At 63.3% G+C, this 22,461-nt stretch carries 18 protein-coding genes; 6 read left to right on the top strand and 12 right to left on the bottom strand.

All coding sequences use genetic code 11. The annotated features are described in order from the left end of the window. Positions 1 to 52: 52 nt before the first annotated feature. Positions 53 to 2,971: a TonB-dependent receptor gene (locus tag ACN9MW_RS11070; RefSeq protein ID WP_426170699.1), complete on the bottom strand. Its 2,919-nt coding sequence runs from the start codon at positions 2,969 to 2,971 to the stop codon at positions 53 to 55. 381 nt (positions 2,972 to 3,352) lie between these two features. Between ACN9MW_RS11070 and ACN9MW_RS11075 the strand changes: the two genes are divergently transcribed. The 3 genes from ACN9MW_RS11075 to ACN9MW_RS11085 are packed head-to-tail and all read left to right on the top strand — an operon-like array spanning position 3,353 to position 6,738. Beyond that, on the top strand, positions 3,353 to 3,841 hold the full coding sequence (locus ACN9MW_RS11075; RefSeq protein ID WP_426170701.1) for a hypothetical protein: 489 nt from the start codon (positions 3,353 to 3,355) through the stop codon (positions 3,839 to 3,841). Next, entirely contained in the window at positions 3,842 to 5,248 is a 1,407-nt protein-coding gene (locus tag ACN9MW_RS11080) for a DUF2868 domain-containing protein (RefSeq protein WP_426170702.1), read from the top strand. Continuing rightward, positions 5,245 to 6,738 (top strand): DUF3482 domain-containing protein, encoded by a 1,494-nt coding sequence (locus ACN9MW_RS11085; RefSeq protein WP_426170703.1) that lies wholly within the window; start codon positions 5,245 to 5,247, stop codon positions 6,736 to 6,738. Before ACN9MW_RS11080 ends, ACN9MW_RS11085 begins: the two co-directional genes overlap by 4 nt. Here the strand turns inward: ACN9MW_RS11085 and ACN9MW_RS11090 are convergent. After that, complete coding sequence (locus ACN9MW_RS11090) at positions 6,690 to 7,418, bottom strand: SDR family oxidoreductase (protein ID WP_426170705.1); 729 nt, start codon at positions 7,416 to 7,418, stop codon at positions 6,690 to 6,692. The genes ACN9MW_RS11085 and ACN9MW_RS11090 overlap by 49 nt on opposite strands. Positions 7,419 to 7,521: 103 nt before the next feature. Between ACN9MW_RS11090 and ACN9MW_RS11095 the strand changes: the two genes are divergently transcribed. Both ACN9MW_RS11095 and ACN9MW_RS11100 read left to right on the top strand, forming a co-directional pair. Further along, a complete protein-coding gene (locus tag ACN9MW_RS11095; protein WP_426170706.1) occupies positions 7,522 to 8,445 on the top strand; it encodes a LysR substrate-binding domain-containing protein in 924 nt (307 codons plus the stop codon). A 51-nt stretch (positions 8,446 to 8,496) separates the two neighbouring features. Next, positions 8,497 to 9,420, top strand: coding sequence for an exopolyphosphatase (locus ACN9MW_RS11100; RefSeq protein ID WP_426170708.1), 924 nt, complete (start codon positions 8,497 to 8,499; stop codon positions 9,418 to 9,420). Positions 9,421 to 9,475: 55 nt separating this feature from the next. On the opposite strand, the gene ACN9MW_RS11105 is transcribed toward ACN9MW_RS11100, so the two are convergent. After that, complete coding sequence (locus ACN9MW_RS11105) at positions 9,476 to 10,735, bottom strand: nitronate monooxygenase (protein ID WP_426170709.1); 1,260 nt, start codon at positions 10,733 to 10,735, stop codon at positions 9,476 to 9,478. 13 nt (positions 10,736 to 10,748) lie between these two features. Next, a complete protein-coding gene (locus tag ACN9MW_RS11110) occupies positions 10,749 to 11,234 on the bottom strand; it encodes a YajQ family cyclic di-GMP-binding protein (protein ID WP_057262600.1) in 486 nt (161 codons plus the stop codon). Between the two features lie 134 nt (positions 11,235 to 11,368). On the opposite strand from ACN9MW_RS11110, the gene murB reads away from it, so the two are divergent. After that, positions 11,369 to 12,394 (top strand): UDP-N-acetylmuramate dehydrogenase, encoded by a 1,026-nt coding sequence (gene murB / locus ACN9MW_RS11115; RefSeq protein WP_426170712.1) that lies wholly within the window; start codon positions 11,369 to 11,371, stop codon positions 12,392 to 12,394. A gap of 81 nt (positions 12,395 to 12,475) precedes the next feature. On the opposite strand, the gene ACN9MW_RS11120 is transcribed toward murB, so the two are convergent. The 8 genes from ACN9MW_RS11120 to ACN9MW_RS11155 all read right to left on the bottom strand — a co-directional run bounded on the left by ACN9MW_RS11120 (position 12,476) and on the right by ACN9MW_RS11155 (position 22,413). Continuing rightward, complete coding sequence (locus ACN9MW_RS11120) at positions 12,476 to 13,492, bottom strand: diguanylate cyclase (RefSeq protein WP_426170714.1); 1,017 nt, start codon at positions 13,490 to 13,492, stop codon at positions 12,476 to 12,478. A 9-nt stretch (positions 13,493 to 13,501) separates the two neighbouring features. Next, positions 13,502 to 14,530, bottom strand: coding sequence for a chemotaxis-specific protein-glutamate methyltransferase CheB (gene cheB, locus ACN9MW_RS11125; RefSeq protein ID WP_426170716.1), 1,029 nt, complete (start codon positions 14,528 to 14,530; stop codon positions 13,502 to 13,504). Further along, complete coding sequence (locus ACN9MW_RS11130; RefSeq protein ID WP_426170718.1) at positions 14,527 to 16,824, bottom strand: hybrid sensor histidine kinase/response regulator; 2,298 nt, start codon at positions 16,822 to 16,824, stop codon at positions 14,527 to 14,529. The genes cheB and ACN9MW_RS11130 overlap by 4 nt, the downstream gene beginning before the upstream one ends. Then, a complete protein-coding gene (locus ACN9MW_RS11135; RefSeq protein WP_426170720.1) occupies positions 16,821 to 17,492 on the bottom strand; it encodes a chemotaxis protein CheW in 672 nt (223 codons plus the stop codon). Before ACN9MW_RS11135 ends, ACN9MW_RS11130 begins: the two co-directional genes overlap by 4 nt. A gap of 15 nt (positions 17,493 to 17,507) precedes the next feature. Next, entirely contained in the window at positions 17,508 to 18,821 is a 1,314-nt protein-coding gene (locus ACN9MW_RS11140) for a CheR family methyltransferase (protein WP_426170721.1), read from the bottom strand. After that, complete coding sequence (locus ACN9MW_RS11145; RefSeq protein WP_426170723.1) at positions 18,818 to 19,276, bottom strand: chemotaxis protein CheW; 459 nt, start codon at positions 19,274 to 19,276, stop codon at positions 18,818 to 18,820. The genes ACN9MW_RS11140 and ACN9MW_RS11145 overlap by 4 nt, the downstream gene beginning before the upstream one ends. Next, the gene (locus ACN9MW_RS11150) at positions 19,273 to 21,084 is read right to left on the bottom strand and encodes a methyl-accepting chemotaxis protein (RefSeq protein ID WP_426170725.1); all 1,812 of its coding nucleotides are present in this window, start codon (positions 21,082 to 21,084) and stop codon (positions 19,273 to 19,275) included. Before ACN9MW_RS11150 ends, ACN9MW_RS11145 begins: the two co-directional genes overlap by 4 nt. Positions 21,085 to 21,180: 96 nt before the next feature. Beyond that, a complete protein-coding gene (locus ACN9MW_RS11155; RefSeq protein ID WP_426170726.1) occupies positions 21,181 to 22,413 on the bottom strand; it encodes an argininosuccinate synthase in 1,233 nt (410 codons plus the stop codon). Positions 22,414 to 22,461 lie beyond the last annotated feature (48 nt).

Here is a 22,461-nt window from a genome sequence, read left to right on the forward strand (position 1 = left end):
TTGGACGGCGGGCCGGGTGGTGCTGCCTCCCCGGGCACGCCGCCGCTTGTCATCAGAATTTGTAGCGGGCGCCCAGCATGTAGCGCGGCCCGGATTGGGTCACGAATAGCGCCATCGTTTCAGCGCGGCCGTGGACACGCTGGATTTCATTGGTCAGGTTGATCGCCTCGAACTGCACGCTGAACTTCTCGTTGAAGGCGTAGCCGACGCTCAGGTCGAGCTGGCCGTAGGCTTCCGTGTAGTTCGGATTGGGGCCTGCGCCGTCGAAGGTCGAGGACAGGAACTTGTCGCGCCAGTTGTAGGCCGCGCGAATCGACCAGTTCTTGTCTTCGTAGATACCGACCAGGTTGGCGGAGTTGCTCAGACCGACCAGCGCAAATTGCTCGCCAATCTTGAAGTTGTCGTACTTCAAGCCCGAATCGACCCAGGTGTAGTTGGCCGAGAGGCCGAAGCCCGAATTGCCGAACATATGCTGCACATTGATTTCTGCGCCTTTCAGCTTCTCGTTCTTCTGGTTGGCGAAAGAGTTGATCTCGAACGACATCACCGGATCGTTTGGCTGGCCGACGATGGTGCCGGTAGCATTGCCGCTGGCGTCGTCCGGACCGCGCGTCACGCCGGGAGCGGTGGGATGGTTGCGGAAGATGTAGTTGCGGATGCAGACACGGTCGGTGCCGCAATTACCCTGCTGGACAGCTTCGTTCCACAGCGCGCCGCCAACCGGGGTATGCAGGTTGAACGGGGTAGCCGTGATCTTCGATTGGCCGGCATAGTTGCTCAGGTCTTTGTGGAACAGGCCGATCGAGGCGAAGCTTTGCTGGCCGTAATACCACTCCCACGACAGGTCCAGGTTCTTCGACTTCACCGGCTTCAGTTGCGGGTTGCCCTGGCTGCCGGTGCCGCCGAAATCGCGCGCCAGGCGGTCCAGCGTGGTGCCGCCCTGGATCTGGTCGTAGCGCGGACGGCCGATGGTTTCGCCGTAGCTGGCGCGCAGCTTCATGTCGGGACGGATATCGGCATCCCAGTCCACGGCGGGCAGCCAATGGCTGTATTTGCCGTCCAGCGTAGTGAAAGTCGGCGCGCCGAAACTGAGAGGGAACTCATTGGCCGACACCCAGCTGATGCCGGTCGCTGCGGGTACCAGCGCGGTCGAGATGACGTCGGTCTTTTCATAGCGCACGCCGATATTGGTATGCATCGGGATCGCGGTATCCCAGTCGGTGCCGAACTGGATATAGGCGCTTTTCGATTTCTCCTGGGTGCGCTGGTCGGAGTCGAAGGTACTCTTCGGCATGTACATGTCCGGCAGGCCGGTGACCTTGGCGGTCAGGGCGCGCACTTCGGCAAAATTGAAAGTGTAGAACTGGTTGAACAGGGCAGGGTTGCCGCTGCCGTTGATCTTGTCGTAGTACTGCCGCAGCGACTCCTGGTGGAACAGGCTGGCCGGGTAGTCCGATGCCGTCGACGCGCCGCCCCAGGAATCGCGCTGCTGGGTCGACATGGCGGAGCGGTTCTTCACTTCGATCGCACCAACGCCGAAGTTCAGGTTCGACGCTTCCAGCAGCTTCATGCTGCCCTTGAATTGGGCCTGTTCGATCTCGCCTTTCATGTAGCCATTCTGGAATACGGAGCCCGTCACCTGTTGCGGAGCCCTGGCGAAATCCGCGCCCTGGATGCTCAACACCGGGAAGTCGTCGCGGAAGTCGACGGTAGTGTCGCCGCGGCTGAAGCTTGCGGTGCCGATCACGTTGCTGGAGCCGAAAGGACTGTCGGCCTTGGATACGGCGCTGGACATGTGCATGTCCAGCTCCAGCTTCAGGCCATCGGTCTTCCAGGCGGCGTTGAAGCCGAGCGATTTGTTCTGGGTCTTGGTGGCAAAGTCGGCGCCGCCCATGGCGATATCGCTGTTGGCCGCCGGCAGCAGTTCGGTGTAGACCAGCGGCGCGGCGACCGGTCCGTTGCTCCAGGTCGAAGTGGACGGGCCGAAGTTGAACCAGGCGGACAAGTCCTGGCGGCGGGTCTGGATCTTGTTCTCGGAGTAGGTGTAGTCCAGCGTGGTGGTGAGCTGCTTGAGCGGCGCCCACTGCAAGGTCAACTGGCCGTTGGTGCGCTGGCGCTGCACGCCGTTCATGTTGTAGTTCAGGTTTTGCGGCAGCGAGTAAATGTCGCTGTCTTTCGGATGGTTGGTGGCGCCGGCTTGCGGGACCGGCCCCGCATTGCCCTGGTAAGGGCCGCGCCAGCCGTTCGAAACGGCTGCCTGGTTGAAGCCCAGGTTGCGCTCCTGGTAGCTGGCGCTGAGCGCCACGCCGAAGCGGTTGTCGTCGAAGGTATTGCTGTAGATGCCCGACACCTCCGGCGTGGTGGCGCTGCCTTGCTTGACGTCGCCTGGCAGCTTGTTGTGCGAGGTGTCATGTACCGCCTTGACGCCGACGCTGGCCACCATGCCCGGGCGGTCGAGCGGACGCGCGGTCAGCACATTGACGGTGGCGCCGATGCCGCCGGTCGGCGTTTCGGCGCGGCCGGTCTTGTAGACCTGGATCTGCGAGATCGCTTCCGAAGCCAGGTTGGCAAAGTCGAAGGCGCGGCCATTCAGGTCGCCCAGGTTGGAGGTCGGCATCTGGCGGCCATTCAGCAGCACCAGGTTGAAGTCGGGACCCACGCCGCGCACGGTGATCTTGGAGCCTTCGCCGATGGAGCGGTCGATCGACACGCCGCTGATGCGCTGCAGCGATTCAGCGAGGTTAGTGTCGGGGAATTTGCCGATATCGGCTGCCACGATGCCGTCCACGATACCGTCGGCATTGCGCTTCAGGTTCATCGAGGAACCCAGGCTGGCGCGCAGCCCGGTCACAACCACCGTGGTCACGTCGCCTGTACTGGCAGGGGCGGGCGCCACCCCTGCCTGGTCCGATTCCTGCGCCTGGGCTGGTGCGATGAGCGCCGCGCTGGCGGTGGCTACTGCAAGGCTCATCAATGTCTGCTTCGCCTTTGGATAGTGCATTTGGTCTCCTTGGTTCTTATAGTCTGGCCGCCTCCCAACTAGCATGGAAACGTTTCCATAACATGCTTAAAAATACTAGGGGCAGCAAAATCGATTGTCAATAAAATACGCCGGGGATCAGCTGGAAGTGTGGGATTTTCGTCATCAAACTGGAAACGTTTCCACTCTGGTTGGCGCAATATAGCACTCCTCAAATTTTGAAGTCAACAGCCTTTCCGTGCCGTGTTTGCAACAATAATGGGAACGTTTCCAGTGTGCGTGCGCGCTGACCCTGTGGCCGTCCTTGCAGTGGAAACGTCGCCAGGCGATATTCGGATTTTTCACTGGAGAGTCTGGTGGTACACTCGGTGCATGAATGCAATCATTCTTGCTGCGGCAATGCTGGCCGCCCCGGCCACGCCGGAACAGGCAGTCGCCACCCTGTGGCGTTCCCTTAGCCACGCTGCCGGCCAGGCCGGCGATGAGGCGGCCCTGCGCGCCATCCTCCACCCTGACGCCATGGTCTACGGCGCCCGTTACCGCGACGGCGTCGCCGCGCTGTCCGTGGCGCGCGGCAGCGATTTCGCCGCAGGCATTGGACGTGCCGCTGAAAAGGGCTTCTACGAATGTGAAGTGGCGCGCGAAGTGCGCCAGTACGACCGCTTTGCCACTGTCTACAGCGTGGTCGAATCGCGCAACGAGCGCAATGCGCATCAAGCCAGTTTCACGGGCGTCAACAGCATCCAGTTATACCGCGCCGATGATGGCTGGCGCATCATCGGACTGTATTACCAGGTCGAACGGCCCGGCCAGCCGATCTCGCTGCAGGGCGGAAAATCCGGCGCCTGCCTGGAGGGCTGAATGAACGAAAAGACCGCCCGAGCCATCATGCTGGTCAAGGCCATCGAGGAGGCCGACCAGCACAAAGAAGTGCTGACTGACGACGACAGAAAATTCGCCAGCCGCACAGCGCGCGAGCTGGCGCACTGGCAGGCGGCCGAGCAGCGATCGGCGTCCACGCTGCCGGACTTCCTTTACCACCGCGCCGAGCAATTGCTCAAGCGCCTGGCGGCACGCCACAAGCTGTTCGCCTCCGTCACGCAAGGCCATAGCGGCCTGTGGGGAGCAAGCTGGATGCTGCCGCTGGCGGCGCTGCTGGCTGGCGGCATGGCAGAGCGCTTCGGCGACCCGCACCGCGTCGACTTGCTGTCAATGCCGCTGCTGGGAATCATCGCCTGGAATATGCTGGCCTACCTGTTGCTCGTCTTGTGGGCGCTGCTGCCTGCACGCCGGGCCGGCCTGCGGCGGGGCCTGGCCAACCGCATGGCGCTGGGCGGCGGCCATATACCGCGCCGGCTGCCGCAGGCGCTGGCGAGCGGCGTGCTGCAATTCATGGTGGACTGGGCGCGCGTGGGCGCCCGCCTGAACCTGGCCCGCATCGCACGCATCCTGCACTGGTCGGCCGCCGCCTTTGCCGCCGGCGCCTTGTTGTCGCTGTACGCACGCGGTATCGTCGAGAGCTACGCGGCGGGCTGGGAGAGCACCTTCCTCAGCCCGTGGCAGGTACACCATCTGCTGTCGGTGCTGTTCGCGCCGGTGGAATTCATCTTTGGCCTGGAAGGCTTCACGATGGACGAGGTGATGGGCTTGCAGAACTGGGAAGGATCGCGCCTGGGCAACGGCGCGCGCTGGGTGCACCTGTATGCTGCAAGCCTGCTGCTGTATGTGGTGCTGCCGCGACTTGCGCTGGGCGCCATTGCCGCGCTGCGCGCCTTGTGGCTGCGCCGGCATTTTCCGCTCGACCTGGACCATGCTTACTACCGCCAGCTATCGGCGGCTGCCGGCGGCGAACCGGGCCTGTTGCGCGTGCTGCCCTACAGCCTGACGGTGGACGAAGCGCGCAGCAAGGGACTGGATATCCTGGCGCAAGCGATGCTTGGCGAGCAGGCTCGCCTACGGCTGCTGCCGCCGGCCGCATACGGCAGCGAAGCGCCGGCGCTGGAGGCCGGAGAAGGCGTGACCAATGCAGTGTTGTTTGGCATCGCCGCCACGCCGGAACAGGAAAATCACGGCGTTTTCCTGGCTGCGCTGGGGCGCGGGCGCAAGCTCATTGCCTTGCTTGACCAGTCCGCGCTGGCAGCACGCATGGACGCCGCCCGCTTGAGCGAGCGTATCGAGTTATGGCGCGAGTTCTGCATACAGCACGGCGCCGAGCCCATGGTGGTCGATTTGCTGGCGCCCATGGCGGCAAGCGAGAATCCGGCATGAGCGGCGCGCCTGTCACCATCCAGCTTGCGCTGGTCTCCCACACCAACAACGGCAAGACCACGCTGGCCCGCACCCTCCTGGGCACCGACGTCGGCCAGGTGCGCGATGCCGCCCATGTCACGGCTTTCGCCGAATCGCATGCGCTGATGACGACCCAGCAAGGCGACCGCCTGGTTCTGTGGGATACGCCGGGCTTTGGCGACTCCATGCGCCTGATGAAGCGCCTGGCGCTGACCGGCAATCCGATCGGCTGGTTCCTGCGCGAGGTGGTGGATCGCTACCGCGACCGTCCTTTCTGGCTTAGCCAGCAAGCCGTGCGCACCGCGCGCGACGAAGCGGACGTTGTACTGTACCTGGTCAATTCCACCGAGAACCCGGCCGATGCCGGCTACATCCCGGCCGAAATGCGCATCCTCGACTGGCTGGGCAAGCCGGTGCTGGTGCTGCTGAACCAGATGGGGCCTCCACGGCCGCTGCCGGAAGAGCAGGCCGAACTGCTGCGCTGGAAAGACTTCATGCTGCAGTTCGGCCAGGTGCGCGAAGTGCTGCCGCTGGATGCCTTTGCCCGTTGCTGGGTGCACGAGCGCGTGTTTTACGATGCGCTGGGGGCGCTGGTCGGGCCGGAAAAGCAGCCGGCCTACGAGCGCCTGTTCTCCGTATGGGAAGACACCAATGCGCGCCGCTTCAAGCAATCCATGGCGGTGATGGCGCACCAGCTGGCCGATGCTGCGCACGACAGGCAGATCGTGGAAACGGTGGAGCGCGGCGTCATCGCATCGGCCCTGAAGATCATCGGCATCGGCAAGGGCGAGGACCGTAAGCGGCAGGACCGGGCCATGAATACGCTGGTGGCGCGGCTCAACCTCTCGATCGGCCAGGCGACCGTCAACCTGCTGGCGCTGCACAAGCTGGACCCGAGCGAGGCGCCCAAGATCAATGCCCGCGTCAGCAACAACTTCGTGGTGCTGGCGCCGGTCGACAAGGGACAGGCGGCGCTGCTGGGGGCCATCGTCTCGGGAGCGGCAACCGGCTTGTCGGCCGACCTGGCTGCCGGCGGCCTGACGCTGGGCACGGGTGCATTGCTGGGCGGCGTGATCGGCGCACTGACCTTTGCCGGCGCGGCCTGGGGCTTCAATGTCGGGATGGAGCGTGAAGTGCCGACCATGTCGCTGTCCGACGATTTCCTGCGCACGCTGCTGGTATCCAGCGTGCTGCGCTACCTCGCCGTCGCGCATTTCGGCCGCGGGCGCGGCAACTTCGTCGAGAGCGAAGCGCCTCCCTTCTGGCAGGAGGAAGTGGAGCAGGCCGTGGCGTTGCATGAAACGGAGGTTGCCGCCCTCTGGAAGACCCTGCGCGAGCAGGAAGAGCGCGACCTGGCGCCGGCCAGCGCCGTGATCACCGGCATCACGGCGCACGTGCTGGCACGGCTGTACCCCGAAGGTCAGGCGGCGAATCCGCCGTCGATATTGAGGCCGGCACCGGTCACGTAACCGGCATCGTCGCTGGCCAGGTAGGCCACCATGGCGGCGATCTCCTCGCCGCGCGCGTGGCGCTTGATCGGCATCAGGTCGTGCAGCGCCTTGGCAAAATCGCTGTGCGCCGGGTTCATGTCGGTGTCCACCGGGCCAGGCTGCACATTGTTGATGGTGATGCCGCGCGGGCCCAGGTCACGCGCCAGGCCTTGCACCAGGCCAGTCAACGCCGATTTGCTCATCGCATAAATCGAACCGCCAGGGAAGGGCATGCGCTCGGCATTGGTGCTGCCGATATTGATCACGCGGCCGCCGGCTTTCATATGCGCCACAGCTGCCTGGGTGGCCGCAAACACGCCGCGCACGTTGACGGCGATGGTGTGGTCGAAGTCTTCCAGCGTCAGTTCGGACACGTCGCCCAGGTGCAGCACGCCAGCGTTGTTGACGAGGATGTCGAGGCGGCCGAAGCGCTTGGCGATATCGTCGATGGCGGCGCGGGTTGCAACGGCATCGGTGGCGTCGACTTTCAGTGCGAGGGCCTTGCCGCCGGCAGCGGTGATTTCGCTGGCCAGGGCGTCGGCTGCTGCGCCGGAGCTCTGGTAGGTGAAGGCGACCGTGGCGCCATCCTTGGCCAGGCGGCGCACGATGGCGGCGCCGATGCCGCGGGAACCACCGGTAACGAATGCGATCTTGCTCATGATTTTGCTCCTGAATGTTGGTTGGGATGAAGCTAGTATGGTCGCGACATTGCATGCCGACTAGATGGTAATATTGATTATCACTTTCAACCAAATGTATCAAATGCAGCCACTGAATCTCCTGGAATCCTTCCTGCAGAGCGCCGAATGCGCCGGCTTTTCCGAGGCGGCGCGGCGCCTGGGACTGACGCCGGCGGCGGTCAGCAAGAACGTGGCGCGGCTGGAGGCGCAACTGGGCGTACGCCTGTTCCAGCGCAGCACGCGCCGGCTGGCCTTGACCGAGGCCGGCGAACGCTTGCTGCAGCAGGTGCGCGGCCCGCTGGCCGAATTGCAAGGCGCGATCGCAGGCGCGGCACAGGATGCGGGCGAACCGGCCGGCACCCTCAAGGTGGCGGTGGCGCATGGGGTGGGCCGCATGTACATCCTGCCGTTGCTGAAGGGCTTCCTGCAGCGCTATCCGGGCGTGCAGCACGACTGGCGTTTCGACAACCGCACGGTGGACCTGATCGGGGAAGGCTATGACGTTGCTATCGGCGGCGGCATCGAACTGGCCCCCGGCGTGGTGGCGCGCGAACTGGGGCGGCCGCGCATCCTGGTCACGGCCGCCCCGTCCTGCCTGGCTGGCCGCAAGCGGCCTTCCCATCCGTCCGAGCTGGCCGGGTGGAAAGGCATTGCGCGCCGCTCCGCCGAAACCGGACGCCTGCGCGAATACCTGCTGCGCAACGCGGCAGGGGAAGAGGCGGTGGCCCAATTCAGCGCAGTCGCCACCTTCGACGATCCGGAAGCGATGGCGCAGGCGGCCTGCATGGGGCTGGGCGTGGCGCTGCTGCCAGGGCCGCATGCGGCCCCGCTGCTGGAATCCGGCCAATTGGTGCGCCTGCTGCCGGACTGGCATGCGGAGGTGGGGCCGCTGTCGATCTACTATTCCAGCAAGAAGCTGTTGCCGGCCAAGACGCGCGCCTTCGTCGATTACGTGATTGCTCAAATGCGCGCGGACGACTTTGCGGGGCGGCTCGACAGGCTTTGAAAGATCACGGTAATATGGGCTTCCAATTCATCAGCGATAGGGGTGCCTTCCATGAAGTTCCGCCTTGTTACCCGCAGTGATTTTGATGGCCTGGTGTGCGCGGTGCTGCTCAAGCACCTGGACTTGATCGACGAGATCCTGTTCGTGCACCCGAAGGATATGCAGGATGGGAAAATCGCCATTACCAGCCGCGATATCACCACCAACCTTCCTTACGTATCCGGCGCTTATCTGGCGTTCGACCACCACCTGTCCGAAACCATCCGCAATACGGGCGAGCGGCAGAACCACGTGATCGACCCCGGTGCGCCGTCGGCCGCGCGCGTGGTGTACGACTACTACGGCGGCGGCAACAAATTCCCTTCGGCGTGGAACGACATGATGCTGGCGGTGGACAAAGGCGATTCGGCCCAGTTCAACCGCGATGAAATCCTCAACCCGCAGGGCTGGGACTTGCTGAACTTCCTGATGGACGCGCGCACGGGCCTGGGGCGCTTCCGTGATTTCCGCATTTCGAACTACAACCTGATGATGGACCTGATCGATTACTGCCGCTCGCACACGATCAGCGAAATCATGGCGCTGCCGGATGTGAAGGAGCGCAGCGACCTGTATTTCGACCACGCGGAAAAGTGCAAGGAGCAGATTCGCCGCTGCTCGAGCGTGCATAAGAACCTGGTGGTGCTGGATCTGCGCCATGAAGAGACGATTTATGCGGGTAACCGCTTTGTCATTTATGCACTGTATCCTGAGCAGAATATCTCTATCCACGTGCTGTGGGGCCTGAAAAACCAGAATACGGTGTTCGCGACCGGCAAGTCGATCCTGAACCGTACGTCAAAGACCAATATCGGGGCGCTGATGCTGGAATACGGCGGGGGCGGGCATGAGAATGCCGGGACGTGCCAGGTGGAGAACGAGATGGCGGAGGATGTGCTGGGCGCGCTGATCGTGCGCATCAACAAGGAAGGGTAGAACCTCTAACCGGTGCCCGACCCGCAGGGTCGGGCACCATTGCCCGGCAAGCGAATTAGAAGTCTTTTTCAGGTAAAGCTATAGAATTATCGGTCGAGAACTGGTAGTCCTTGAACACGTGCTCCGCAGTCAGGATCTGGTAGGAACCATCCGGCTTCCTGAACGAAGTGTCCTTCAGGCGGTAGGTGTAATGACCGCAAGTCCAGCAGTTGAAGTTGCGCATGTGGGTGCACAGGCAGGTCTTGTCCATCACCTTGATGCCCTTGTCGCTGCCGCCGTTGGCCATCACTTCACGGTTGTACGAATTGATGTAGGCGCAGTTGCCGGTGGCATCGAGCAGGTAACCGTAGGATTCGCAGCCCGGACGAATGCCGGCGCCGATTGCCGGGGTGCTCTTCAGCATGCGCATCGGATAGCCGGTCGGCGAAACGCCGTTGACGATGATGTCTTCCTCGCTGGCCTTGAAGTATTCCTGCTTCACGTCTTCAGGCAGGCCGCATTCCTTGGTTACGGTAAAGCGGGTCGCTACCTGCACGCCGGCCGCCCCCATCTCCAGGAAGGACACCGCATCGCTGCCGGTGAACACGCCGCCTGCGGCGATCACTGGAACGTCCAGGTTTTCCGCCTTCATGTAGTCCAGGATCTCTTGCACGATCTGGTGCAGGTCGAAATCCTTCCAGTCTTCCAGGCCGAAACCCAGGTGGCCGCCGGCCAACGGGCCTTCCACGATCACGTAGTCGGGCAGGCGGTTCAGCTTCTGGTTCTTCCGCAGGAAGATCTGCAGCGCGCGCACGGAGGAAACGATGATGCCCAGCTTCGCTTCGCGGAAGCGCGGGTGGTCGGCCATCAGCGCGAAGGAGCCGAAGTGCAGGCCGGCCGACAGGGTGATGCCGTCGATGCCCGCGTCCAGCGCCGCGTTCAGGCGCGTGCGCAAGGTTTCCTTCGGGCCGTTCATGGTCAGCTTTTCCATGCAGTTCACGAAGATCAGGCCAGGGCCTTCCTTGCGCTGCATGGTGTCGCCGATGTGGCGGCGCTGGGCTTCTGCCAGGCGTCCCAGGTCGAACTGCACCTCGGACTTGTCCATATTGTTGATGTTGTGCTTGTACAGGCGGGTCTTGTCCTTGACGAAGGTGGTGTCGAACTTGCGGTCCGAAACATCCTCCACCATGGCATCGGAAATATGGCCGATGCCGCCAAGGCGCGCTGCTTCCAGCGCCAGTTCGGTCGTGGAAATATCCACGCCCATCCCGCCGATCATGATTGGCACATACTCTTTGTCGCCAAACTTGAGGCGGAAATCGTCAACACGTTTCATTACAGTCCTTCGATCAATCGCGGAAATTGTTGAACTCCAGAGGCGTGTCCGGCACGTCCTTGCGCAGCAGCTGCATCGCAGCCTGCAGGTCGTCGCGCTTGGCACCGCTCACACGTACCGACTCGCCCTGGATGCTGGCCTGGACCTTCATCTTGCTTTCCTTGATTACCTTGGTGATCTTCTTGGCGGTCTCGGAATCGAGACCGTTTTTCACCTTGATGACCTGCTTGACTTTGTCCCCACCAATCTTCTCTACCTTGCCTTCGTCGAGGAAGCGCACGTCGACCTTGCGTTTGGCCAGCTTGTTGGTCAGCACATCGCGCACCTGGCCAAGCTGGAATTCCGAATCGGCGAATGCCGTCAGGTCGTTTTCTTTTTGTTCTACGCGCGCATCGCTGCCTTTGAAGTCGAAGCGGGTCGAGATTTCCTTGTTGCTTTGGTCGACGGCGTTGCGCACCTCGATCATGTCCGCTTCGGATACTACGTCAAACGATGGCATATTCTTTCCTTTACAATGAAGCACCCGCCCAAGGGGCGGATTCAAAAGAAGCGACATTTTAACGGACAAACAAGCGAACGCTCGGTCGTTTTTGTCATAATTGCACTATAATCGAGCAAAAACTTGATCTACCCATGCCTTTCCCTGATTTTCTCCAGCACGAATACCCACTGAAGCATTTAAATACGTTTGGTATTGATGTACGCGCCAAACATTACCTGCGCGTGACATCGCTGGAGCTGTTGCGCGACGCCCTGGCCGATCCCCAACTGGCGGCCATGCCGCGCCTGGTGCTGGGCGGCGGCAGCAACCTGCTGCTGACCCGCGATTTTCCGGGCCTGGTGCTGCATATTGCGCTGGAAGGCCGCGAAATCCTGGCCGGCACCGCGACTCACCACCACGTCCGCGCCGCAGCCGGCGAAACCTGGCACGGCTTTGTGCAGTGGGCGCTGGCGCAGGGCGTCGGCGGGCTGGAAAACCTTTCGCTGATCCCGGGTACCGTGGGCGCAGCTCCAATCCAGAATATTGGGGCGTACGGGGCGGAAACCAAGGACTGTTTCCTGTCGCTGACGGCGTTCGACCCGGCCAGCGGCAAAGTGCGGGTAATGGACGGCGCCGACTGCCGCTTCGCCTACCGCGACAGCATCTTCAAGCACGAAGGACGCGAGCTGATCATCCTCGACGTGAGCTTTGCCTTGCCGCGCGCCTGGCAGCCTAACCTGCGCTACGCCGAACTGGCCAATGCCGTGGCGGAGCAGGGCCTGGCGGCGCCAACGCCGCAGCAGGTAGCCGACACTGTGATCGCGATCCGCCGCCGCAAGCTGCCCGACCCGGCGCAAATCGGCAATGCCGGCAGTTTCTTCAAGAATCCCGTGGTCAGTGCCGAGCACTGCGCCCAGTTGCTGGAGAAGTTCCCAACACTGGTGCACCACCGCCAGCCGGACGGCAGTGAAAAGCTCGCTGCGGGCTGGCTGATCGACCAATGCGGCTGGAAAGGGAAGTCGATGGGCGCCGCCGGCGTCTACCCAAAACAGGCCCTGGTGCTGGTGAATAACGGCGGCGCCACCGGCACCGAAGTGCAAGCCCTGGCCGCAGCCATCCAGGCCGACGTATCTGCGCGCTACGGCGTATTGCTCGAACCCGAGCCAGTATTCATTTAAAAGTCGGGGTCAGGTCTGGCAATCCGCCATGTTTTTCGCGATGCGAAAAACATGGCGGATTGCCAGACCTGACCCCGACTTTCATTCTGCGTTGACGACGCGGTTGCGGCCGCCTGCCTTGGCGGCGTAGAGCGCGCGGTCGGCGGCCGATACCAGTTCACTCCACGATGATTGCTTGGTGGGCACGACGGTCCGCACGCCGATCGACATGGTGAGCACGCCGTAAGGCGCGGCATTGGCGTTTTCGATTTCCAGTTTCTCCAGCTGGCGCAGGCAGGACTGGGCCACGTTCATCGCACCGGCATTGTCGGTCTCCGGCAGGATGATGGCGAACTCTTCGCCGCCGTAGCGCGTGACCAGGTCGGCCGGGCGCTTCAGGTTCTCGGTCATGACTGCCGCTACCTTTTTCAGCGCCAGGTCGCCTGCCGGGTGGCCGTAGCTGTCGTTGAACTGCTTGAAATAGTCGACGTCGATCATCAGCAGCGACAAGGGTGTCTTGTCGCGCTTGCCGCGCTGCCATTCCAGCATCAGCGTTTCATCGAAACGGCGTCGATTGGAGATGCCGGTCAGCGGGTCGAGCGCGGCGAGCTTTTGCAGCTCCACATTGGCGGCGGCGAGCTTTTGCTGGCTTTCGCGCAGGAAGCGGAAGGCCTGGTCGCGCTGCAGGCGGTGGATGTGGGCATTCGAGTGGTGGCGTACGCGCGCCAGTAGCTCCAGCTTGTCGGGCAGCTTGACCAGGTAGTCGTTGGCGCCGACGGCAAAGCCGTGTGCTTTGAGCTTGGGGTCTTCGCGCGCCGACAGCACGATGATCGGAACATGCGCCAGCATTTCCTCGGCGCGGAAACGGCGGATCAGCTCAAAGCCGTCCACTTCCGGCATCACCAGGTCCTGCAGGATTACGGTAGGCTGCATCGAGTTGGCGACGGCAATCGCTTCGCGCGCATCGGTGATGAAGTGGAACTCGATGTCTTCCTGGTCGGCCAGCATGCGCCGTACCGCTTCCGCAATGATCAACTGGTCGTCAACCAGCAGCACGCGTACCTTGAAGTGGGTCAGGCTTGGCTCGGTTTCCAGGTTCAAGGTGAGTACGTCAGGCATCGCTTTCCTTTAAATCAGTTTGCCTCCGATCGTGCTTCGCAGGAATGGCCCGATCTTATCGAGAGGCAGGATGGTTTGCGCCGCGTCCAGTTCGATCGCGGCGCGCGGCATGCCGTATACCGCGCAACTGGCCTGATCCTGGGCAATGGTGTTCTTGCCCGCGCGGCGCAATGCCAGCATGCCCTCGGCGCCATCGCGTCCCATGCCGGTCAGCAGCACGCCGACTGCGTCGCCTTTCCAGTGCTGCGCCACGCAATTGAAGAACACATCGACCGAGGGCCGGTAGGCATAATCCTTCGGGTTGGCATCGTAACCCAGTTGGTGTTTTTCATCCAGTACCAGGTGGTCATTGCTCTTGGCGACCATGACGATACCACCCTGCAGGGGCGTGCGGTTTTCAATTGGGCGCACCGGTACCGCCAGTTGTTCCGACAGCCATTTGGCGAAATGGTCGGCAAAGTTTTCGTCGATGTGTTGTACCACGACGACGGCGCAATTGGCGGGCGGGGTCCAGCCGGCCAGGATGCGCGCCACTGCCATGGGCCCGCCGGTCGAGGCGCCGATCGCCACCAGCGTGTCGAGCACCGCTTCGCGCGGTTGCGGCAGCGTTGCGTGCCGGCGCGGCGGCATGGACTGGTTGCCGCCGCTGTGGCGGATCAGCTTGTCCATGGTCTTGATCTTGTGCAGCAACTCCGCGTCACCGCCTTCTTTCCCCTGCAGCACCGGGGTGGCCGTGACGTCCAGGGCGCCGGCGCCCAGGGCGCGGAATACCTGGTTGACGTTGTCCTGCGGGCGCCCCGTCACCACCAGAATGGCGCAGGGACTTTCCTCCATGATGCGGCGCGTTGCTTCAACCCCGTCCAGTTCCGGCATATTGAGGTCCATCAGGACCAGGTCAGGGCGGTCGGTTGCGCATTTCAGCACCGCTTCGAGACCGGTGCGGGCGATCCATGCCACCTGGTGTTCCTGCGTGCTGGCGACCACGCGCCGCAGCGCTTCAGCCGCCATCGGAACATCGTTGGCGATGGCGATCCTCATCGGTAAGCGTCGCCTATCAGGTCGGACACCGCATCCAGCAGCGTCTCGTCATGGAAGCTGCCCTTGGTCAGGTAATAGTCCGCCCCCGCAGCCAGGCCGCGTGCACGGTCTTCCGGCCGGTCCTTGTAGGAGACGATCATGACGGGCAGCTTATGCAAGTGCAGGTCTTTCTTGATCAGGGTGACCAGTTCAATGCCGTCCATGCGTGGCATGTCGACGTCGGTGATGACCAGGTCGTAGTCGCCGCTGCGCACCACGTTCCAGCCATCGATGCCGTCGACCGCGATGTCCACTTCAAAACCGCGCCCGACGAGCAATTTACGCTCCATCTCGCGCACTGTCAGCGAATCGTCCACGACAAGGATGCGTTTCATTCTACGCCGTCCGGCGTGGTCTGAGCGCGTAAGTTGATGCAGGCCGCCTTCTTCCAGCAGCTTTTCGACGGAAAGCAACAGGTCCGGTACGTCCAGGATCAATACCGGTTCGCCGTCGTCCAGCAGGGCGGCGGCTGAAATATCGCGCATCTTGCCGAAAATCGGGTCAATCGCCTGCACTGCCAGGCTTTCCTCGCCGCGGATCTTGTCCACTACCAGGGCGTAGCGGCGCGCGCTGCCGCCGATGACGACGACGGGCATTTCCTCGGCATGTTCCATATCGCCCAGCTCCAGTACCTGGGCCGCAGCCACCAGGCCAAGATGTTCGCCGTCATGGTCGAAGAACTGTTTGTTCTCCAGCGTGTGCACGGCGCTTTGCTGCACCATGAGGACGCGCTCCACCTTGACGATGGGAACCGCATAGGCTTCGCCCTTGACGTCCACCACCAGGGCGCGCACGATCGATTGCGTCAGCGGCAGCGTGATCGAAGTGCGGAAGCCTTTGCCCAATTCGGAATCGATGCGCACCGTGCCGTTCTGCTGGCGGATGGTGTCGTGCACGATGTCCAGGCCGACGCCGCGGCCTGAAATCTCGGTAATGCCCCCCTTCAGGCTGAAGGCCGGCAGGAACAGGAACTCCATCAACTCTGCGTGCGACATGGCGGCTACCATCTGCTCGGTGGCCATCTTGCGCTCGATGACGGTGCTGCGTATTTTTTCCGGATCGACGCCGCGGCCGTCGTCGCTGATCTCGATATTCAGCATGCCGGCGCGGTGGCGCGCCTCCATCGCGATGGTGCCGGTGGCTGGCTTGCCGGCTGCAAGCCTTTCTTGCGCGCTTTCCATGCCGTGGTCGACGGCGTTGCGCAGCATGTGGTTGAGCGGGCTTTCGATGCGCAGCAGGATGTCGCGGTCGACCAGCGTGTCTTCGCCTTCCACTTGCAGCACCACGTCCTTGCCCAGGTTGCGGGCCAGGTCGCGCACCATGCGCGGGAAGTGCTGGATGCCGTCGCGGAAAGGCCGCATGCGCAGCGACAGCACTTCATCGACCATGTTTTCGGAGCCCGTCAGCAGACGGCGCTCGTAGTTTTCCATGTCGGTGATGTGCTCCAGCATGAATTGCTTGAGCGGCTGGCTTTTCTGGATCGCCAGCAGGGCCTTTTCCTTCAGTGCCGGGTCGCTGGTGCGGGATGCGGCTTCCATCACGTCTTCCAGCACCGCGAACAGGGCGGCCTGGTTGCGCTTGTAGCGCTGCATGCCCTGGATCAGGGGATGCAACTGGTGGGCGTTGATGCGGGCTTCGCTCGCCAGCGCGAGCAGGCGGTCGAAGTTTTGTGCGGTTTTCATCGGCGGAAGCGAGCGGCCGGGCACCGGCTGTTCCGCTACGCCGTCGGCCGGCGCCGCCGCGACCAGACTCTCCGGCCGGACCTCAGGCGCCGGCTCCGCTGCCGGCGCCGCCGTGATGGCTGGCGCGGGCGGCGGCAGGGCAGCCGGCAGTTCGACCGGCTCGGGCAGGAAGGCAATGCCCTGCACATCATGCATGGTCTTGCCGACTTGCGCGCTATTGGCCGCCAGCCAGGCATCCAGGTCGCCATTGAGGCGCGAGCACTGCACGATCAGGTCGACCGCAGCCAGCAGGGTGTCAACCCGGTTGGCAGTCAGTTTCAGTTTGCCTGCCTGGGCGGCGATGAATGCATCTTCCATGCCGTGGGCCAGTTGCACGATCATCTCCAGCCCAACGATGGACGCGGCGCCCTTGATCGAGTGCGCGGCGCGCATCATCGATTCCACGGCAGCCGGGTCGTTGCGGCGCTCGAAGGCCAGCAGGCCGTCGGTCAGGATCTGGGTCTGGCTGTCGGCCTCCATGCGAAACAGGTCCAGCATGGAGAACTGGCTCAGGTCATCCTTCTTGTCGGTCATCGCAAGGTCCTCGCTAGCTGGTGGCCGAGCAGGCTGTCGTCCAGGCAGCCCACCTGCATGTCCTGGTGCGGAAGGACCCCGGCCAGGTAACGCTCAATGCCCTTGTTGATGGTGGCGGCAGGTGGTTTCAGTTCGCTGGCCGCATAGCGGATGATGCCGTGCAGTTCCGCCACCGGCAGGGCGTAGGACTGGCCCTCCCACTGCACCAGCAGCATGCGGGCGAAAACATGGCGGCCGCCGGTTGCCTCGCCGCCGGCTTCGTCGATGCCCAGCAGTTCGGCCAGCGAGATGCAGGGATACAGCTTGCCGCCAGCGTTGACGATGCCGCGCAGCCCGCGTGCATTGCGGTGCGGCAGGCGATGCGAAATGGCTTTCGGCGCAATCTGCTGGAACATATTGGTCGGCAGGGCTAGCCACTCGCGGCCAATGCGGAAGGCGACGCAGGAGCTGTCGTGGCGCGTGCCCTCATCTTGCGGGGCGCGGAAGTGTTCGGCCCATTCGCGCAGGTAGGCCGGATCGACAGGGCGTTGCAGGTTGCGCAATGCGGCGCCGGCATACACGTCGCAATTGCGGCAGTGGACCGCCTTGTCGAGGATCTCGCAGCTATGGTCGCCGGCGACGCCGATACGGTTCCAGCAGGCGTCCAGGTCTTGGATTTGATCAGTCATTGTCTTGGTCTGCTATCACTGTGGCTGCTGGCGCTGGAAAGCGCGCGCGGCACGGGCCTTCAACGTAGCGGCGGCGCGGCTGTTGCCGCCTTGCTCCTGCAGCAGGGCCAGGTGGCACAGGGCTTCGTAGTGTTCCGGTTGCAGGTAGAGGCAGCGCTTCAGGTGTGCTTCGGCATCGGCCGGCTTGCCGGCGGATTCAGCCAGCAGGCCGAGGATGAAATACGCTTCGGCCGACTCGGGCTGCTGGGCAAGAAATTCACGGCAGGCGGCATCGGCTTCCAGCAGTTTGCCGGCGTCGGCCAGCTTGCGCGCGTGCGCGAGCAGGGATTCGTCGCCGGCAGCGACCGGACGGGACGTTGCGCTGGCGTTGGCGCGGTTGGCACGGGGCGGGTGCGGCGCCACCGGGGCAGGGCGGCTGCCGCGTGCCGGAAGGCTTGCCAGGGCCGGCGCAGCGGATGCGGTGGCTCGCTCCGGCGCGATGGCGGCGGGATGCGCGAGGCCGGCGCCGGACGGCAAAGGCGTGCCGGCAGGCAGGGCAGCCCGGGCCGGTGCCCCGGAGCGTTTGATGTCCTTGCGCAGGGCGAATGCCTGGCGGTGCGGCAGCGGCGAAAAGCCGTGACGCACGAAGGATGGCACTTCTGCGTATCCGGCCAGGATCATGCCGTCTCTGGCCAGGTATTCAGACAACCGTGCAATGGCAGCAGCGGTGGTTGGCTCGTCGAAATAGATCAGCAGGTTGCGGCAAAAGATCACGTCATACTGGCGCGCCGTTCCAAGCTCGCCTTCCAGGATGCTGCCCTGGCCGAACCGGATGCGCGCCCGCAGCGCGTCATTGATGCGATACAGTTCATCGTCGCCGGACCAGGTGAAATAGCGGTCGCGGAACGACAATTCCCGTCCGCGGAACGCATTGCGTCCAAATACCCCGGCCTCGGCGCGCATGATGCAGGCTGCGCTGATATCCACGGCATCGATCATGAACGCTTGCGGCTTCACGCCGGCATCGAACAGCGCCATCGCCATCGAATAAGGCTCTTCGCCGCCGGCGCAGGGCACCGACAGTATGCGCACGAGCCTGGACCCTTCGGCCAGCCGCTGGCGCACAAATGCGACCGCCGCGGCGAAAGCTTGCGGATCGCGGAACAGCCATGATTCCGGCACCACCACCAGCTCCACCAGTTCGCGCAGCTCCGCTTCATCCAGACCGTCTGCGTAAGCCTTGTGCTCCGTTGCGCCCGTCGCCTCCATGCGCCGCTTCACCGCCAGTTCGACCGTGTTGCGGGCCAGGTTCATGCCGGTCAGGCGGCGCAATGTGGCCAGTACATTCATCCCGCCGCAGCCTCCGCCGGGAACAGGCGTGCCCGCAACTCGGCTGGCAACAGGTCATTGACCTCGACCAACTGCACCATGCCTTGCGCATCGCCTGCGACCCGGCCCAGGAACGGCGCCGCCTGCACGCCGCTTGGCACCAGGTCTTGCGGCGCCACGTCCTGCACGCCCTGCACCCGTTCGGCCATCAGTCCCAGTGCGTGCACTGTGCCATCGGGCGCCGTGTAATCGGTCACCACGATGCGCGTGTCGTAATGCTGCCGCGACGGCGCCCGGCCGCTGATGCGCGACAGGTCGATCACCGGCATCGGGGCACCGTGCAGGTTCAGCAAGCCCGCCACACTGTCCGGCGCCAGCGGGATGCCCTTCAGTTCCAGCAGGGGCAGCACGCGCTGCACCTGCCGCAACGGAAGACCGTAGCGGTCGGCTCCAATGTGGAAGACTAATACTTTCATGCGTTCACGGCGAAAGTGGAGACGCTCGACTGCAGGTCGCCGGCCGCATACTGCAGCTGGTGCACGGCCTCGCTGGTTGCCTTCAGCGATTCGACGGTCTGCTGGGTGGCATCGTTAAGCTGCATCATGGTTTCGCTGATCTGCTGCGCGCCCACAGCCTGCGCCTGCATGCCTTGCAGCACCGCGTCGAATTGCGGGGCCAGTTTCTGCACCTGGTCCATCACGCCGGACAACTGGTCGGTCACCTGGCGCACCTCGCCCACGCTGCGGCGGATCTCTTCCGAGAATTTGTCCATGCCCATCACGCTGGCCGAAACAGCCGACTGCATTTCCTTCAGCATCTGCTCGATATCCCAGGTCGACACCGAAGTCTGGTCGGCCAGGCGGCGGATTTCGGTTGCCACCACCGAGAAGCCGCGGCCTGCTTCGCCGGCCTTCTCGGCTTCGATGGCGGCATTCAGCGACAGGATGTTGGTCTGGTCGGCCACCTTGGTAATGGTGGTCAGCACCGAGTTGATGTTGGACGCCTTTTCCGACAATGCCGCCAGCTTGGCATTGATCGAATCGGTCGCGTTGACCATGTTCTGCATGGTCTGGTCCATGCGGCGCAGGTTGCCCTGGGCCTCAGAAGTGGCGGTGGTGGTGTAGTCGGCCACCGCGGTCGCATCTTCCATCGTCTTCAGCAGTTGCGAGGTATTGGACGAAATCTCCTTGGTGGTGCTGAGCACCTCGACCGAAGTCTGTGCCTGCTCGACACCGGTGGCTTCCTGCTGCTTGGCCGAAGCGGCAATCTCGGTGGCCGAGGTGGTGACCTGGATGCCCGCCTTCTGCACATTGTTCAGCAACTGGCGCAGGTTGTCGAACATGCGCTGCAAGCCATCGCCCAGCTGGCCGATGGCGTCATCGCCGCCCACGGAGATCTTGCCTGTCATGTCGCCGCCGGCAGCGCGCGCCACAACGCCAAGCAGGGAATCGACTTTCGCGCGCAGCTCATTGGTCTGCGCCTGCTCGCGCAGCGTTGCATCCTGCAGTTGCTGCGCCATCTTGTTGAAGTCTTCGCTGACTTTCCCCAGTTCGTCGCCTGACGTCACCACGGTTCGGGCGGCCAGGTCGCCGCCGCCCAAGCGGGCGAGCCCAGCGGTCAGGTTGGCCAGCGGGCCCAGGATGGCGCGCCCCAGCGTATAGGCGATCAGCAGGGACAGCATGAATACCGCCGCGCCGCCGCCCAGCAGCAGGTTGGTTTGGTTCGAGTGCAGGTCGACCGCTTTGGCGCTGCGCTCGGCCAGCAAGCGGCGCTCTTCTTCAGACGCCTGGTCCAGCAGTTCGCGCGCGCTGCCGACGATGGCGCCGGCTTCCTTCAGCTCCGACGACTGCCCCAGGATTTCGGCCGCGCCTTTGGTGTCGCCGAGTGCGCGGCGCTTGTCGATCTGGCGACGGATATTGACGTCGGCCCAGGTCGTGAGCAAGGCCTGGGCGCGCTTCAGGCGCTCGTTCTGTTGCGGATTGTCTGCCGTCAGCTGGACTGCTTTGGCGATATGCTGCTTGAGTTGTTCCGCGTTTTCACGCTCGCTGCCGATCAGGGCTTCGCTGCCGGTCAGGATATAACCGCGCGTGTCGACCTGGATTTGCAGGGACACGCTGTTGATGCGGTCGAGCTGAAGCAGCACCTCCATCGTGTGCCGGTCCCACCTGTTGGCATCGGTCAAGCTGGCGAAGTTGTTATAGGCCGTGATCAACAGTAGCAAGATGATTGCCACGATGCTGCCGAAGCCGATATACAGTTTGTTCTTGATGCTCAGATTGTTCATGCGCGGGTCTCCGGGGACGGGGGGCTTTCTTCCAAGGCAATGTAGCAAAAAAAACGGGCCGCGCAAAGCGGCCCGTCTTAGAGGAGCGGAGGCAGCTTACTGGCCGCGCTTGTTCCTTGCGTTGGCGGCGATGCGCATGCGCAGCGCGTTCAGCTTGATGAAGCCGCCGGCGTCGGCCTGGTTGTAGGCGCCGCCGTCTTCGTCGAAGGTGGCGATGGTCTGGTCGAACAGCGAGTCGGTCTTCGAATCGCGCGCGACGACGATCACATTGCCCTTGTACAGCTTGACGCGCACCCAGCCGTTCACGGTGGCCTGGGTGTGGTCGATCAGGGTTTGCAGCGCGACGCGCTCCGGCGCCCACCAGTAGCCGTTGTAAATCAGCGAAGCGTAGCGCGGCATCAGGTCATCCTTCAGGTGCGCCACTTCGCGGTCCAGGGTGATCGACTCGATGGCGCGGTGCGCCTTCAGCATGATGGTGCCGCCAGGGGTTTCGTAGCAGCCGCGCGACTTCATGCCGACGTAGCGGTTCTCCACCAGGTCCAGGCGGCCGATGCCGTGCTTGCCGCCCAGGCGGTTCAGCTCAGTCAGCACGGTGGCCGGCGACATGCGCTTGCCGTTCAGGGCAACGATGTCACCCTTTTCGAACTCGATGTCCAGGTATTCCGGCTGGTCCGGTGCAGCTTCCGGGCTGACGGTCCAGCGCCACATCGATTCTTCGGCTTCGGCACTTGGGTTTTCCAGGTGGCGGCCTTCGAAGGAGATGTGCAGCAGGTTGGCGTCCATCGAGTAGGGCGCACCGCCGTTCTTGTGCTTCATGTCGATGTCGATGCCGGCGTCTTCCGCGTATTTCAGCAGCTTCTCGCGCGACAGCAGGTCCCACTCGCGCCATGGCGCGATCACGCGCACGCCTGGCTTCAGTGCATAGGCGCCCAGTTCGAAACGAACCTGGTCGTTGCCCTTGCCGGTGGCGCCGTGCGAGATGGCGTCGGCGCCGGTCTGGTTGGCGATCTCGATCAGGCGCTTGGCGATCAGCGGACGTGCGATCGAGGTGCCCAGCAGGTACTCGCCTTCGTACACGGTATTGGCGCGGAACATAGGGAAGACGAAGTCGCGCACGAACTCTTCGCGCACGTCGTCGATGAAGATGTTCTCAGGCTTGATGCCGAACTTCAGCGCCTTGGCGCGTGCCGGCTCCAGCTCTTCACCCTGGCCCAGGTCGGCGGTGAAGGTCACGATTTCGCAGTTGTAGTTGTCCTGCAGCCATTTCAGGATCACGGAGGTGTCCAGGCCGCCGGAGTAGGCGAGGACTACTTTCTTTACGTCGCTCATGATTTTCTCAGTCAGTTGGTATTGGTTGGTGTTGCCTGAAAAATGGGG

Origin of the sequence: Pseudoduganella sp. R-34, from assembly GCF_049904655.1 — a bacterium.
Classification (GTDB): Bacteria; Pseudomonadota; Gammaproteobacteria; order Burkholderiales; family Burkholderiaceae_D; genus Rugamonas.

Coding starts and splice junctions, on each gene's coding strand:
- murB (WP_426170712.1), top strand. CDS start 11,369: ATGCCTTTCCCTGATTTTCTCCAGCACGAATACCCACTGAAGCATTTA.
- cheB (WP_426170716.1), bottom strand. CDS start 14,530: ATGAGGATCGCCATCGCCAACGATGTTCCGATGGCGGCTGAAGCGCTG.
- ACN9MW_RS11095 (WP_426170706.1), top strand. CDS start 7,522: ATGCAGCCACTGAATCTCCTGGAATCCTTCCTGCAGAGCGCCGAATGC.
- ACN9MW_RS11105 (WP_426170709.1), bottom strand. CDS start 10,735: ATGAAACGTGTTGACGATTTCCGCCTCAAGTTTGGCGACAAAGAGTAT.
- ACN9MW_RS11135 (WP_426170720.1), bottom strand. CDS start 17,492: ATGACTGATCAAATCCAAGACCTGGACGCCTGCTGGAACCGTATCGGC.
- ACN9MW_RS11110 (WP_057262600.1), bottom strand. CDS start 11,234: ATGCCATCGTTTGACGTAGTATCCGAAGCGGACATGATCGAGGTGCGC.
- ACN9MW_RS11080 (WP_426170702.1), top strand. CDS start 3,842: ATGAACGAAAAGACCGCCCGAGCCATCATGCTGGTCAAGGCCATCGAG.
- ACN9MW_RS11070 (WP_426170699.1), bottom strand. CDS start 2,971: ATGAGCCTTGCAGTAGCCACCGCCAGCGCGGCGCTCATCGCACCAGCC.
- ACN9MW_RS11140 (WP_426170721.1), bottom strand. CDS start 18,821: ATGAATGTACTGGCCACATTGCGCCGCCTGACCGGCATGAACCTGGCC.
- ACN9MW_RS11145 (WP_426170723.1), bottom strand. CDS start 19,276: ATGAAAGTATTAGTCTTCCACATTGGAGCCGACCGCTACGGTCTTCCG.
- ACN9MW_RS11100 (WP_426170708.1), top strand. CDS start 8,497: ATGAAGTTCCGCCTTGTTACCCGCAGTGATTTTGATGGCCTGGTGTGC.
- ACN9MW_RS11130 (WP_426170718.1), bottom strand. CDS start 16,824: ATGACCGACAAGAAGGATGACCTGAGCCAGTTCTCCATGCTGGACCTG.
- ACN9MW_RS11075 (WP_426170701.1), top strand. CDS start 3,353: ATGAATGCAATCATTCTTGCTGCGGCAATGCTGGCCGCCCCGGCCACG.
- ACN9MW_RS11120 (WP_426170714.1), bottom strand. CDS start 13,492: ATGCCTGACGTACTCACCTTGAACCTGGAAACCGAGCCAAGCCTGACC.
- ACN9MW_RS11150 (WP_426170725.1), bottom strand. CDS start 21,084: ATGAACAATCTGAGCATCAAGAACAAACTGTATATCGGCTTCGGCAGC.
- ACN9MW_RS11090 (WP_426170705.1), bottom strand. CDS start 7,418: ATGAGCAAGATCGCATTCGTTACCGGTGGTTCCCGCGGCATCGGCGCC.
- ACN9MW_RS11155 (WP_426170726.1), bottom strand. CDS start 22,413: ATGAGCGACGTAAAGAAAGTAGTCCTCGCCTACTCCGGCGGCCTGGAC.
- ACN9MW_RS11085 (WP_426170703.1), top strand. CDS start 5,245: ATGAGCGGCGCGCCTGTCACCATCCAGCTTGCGCTGGTCTCCCACACC.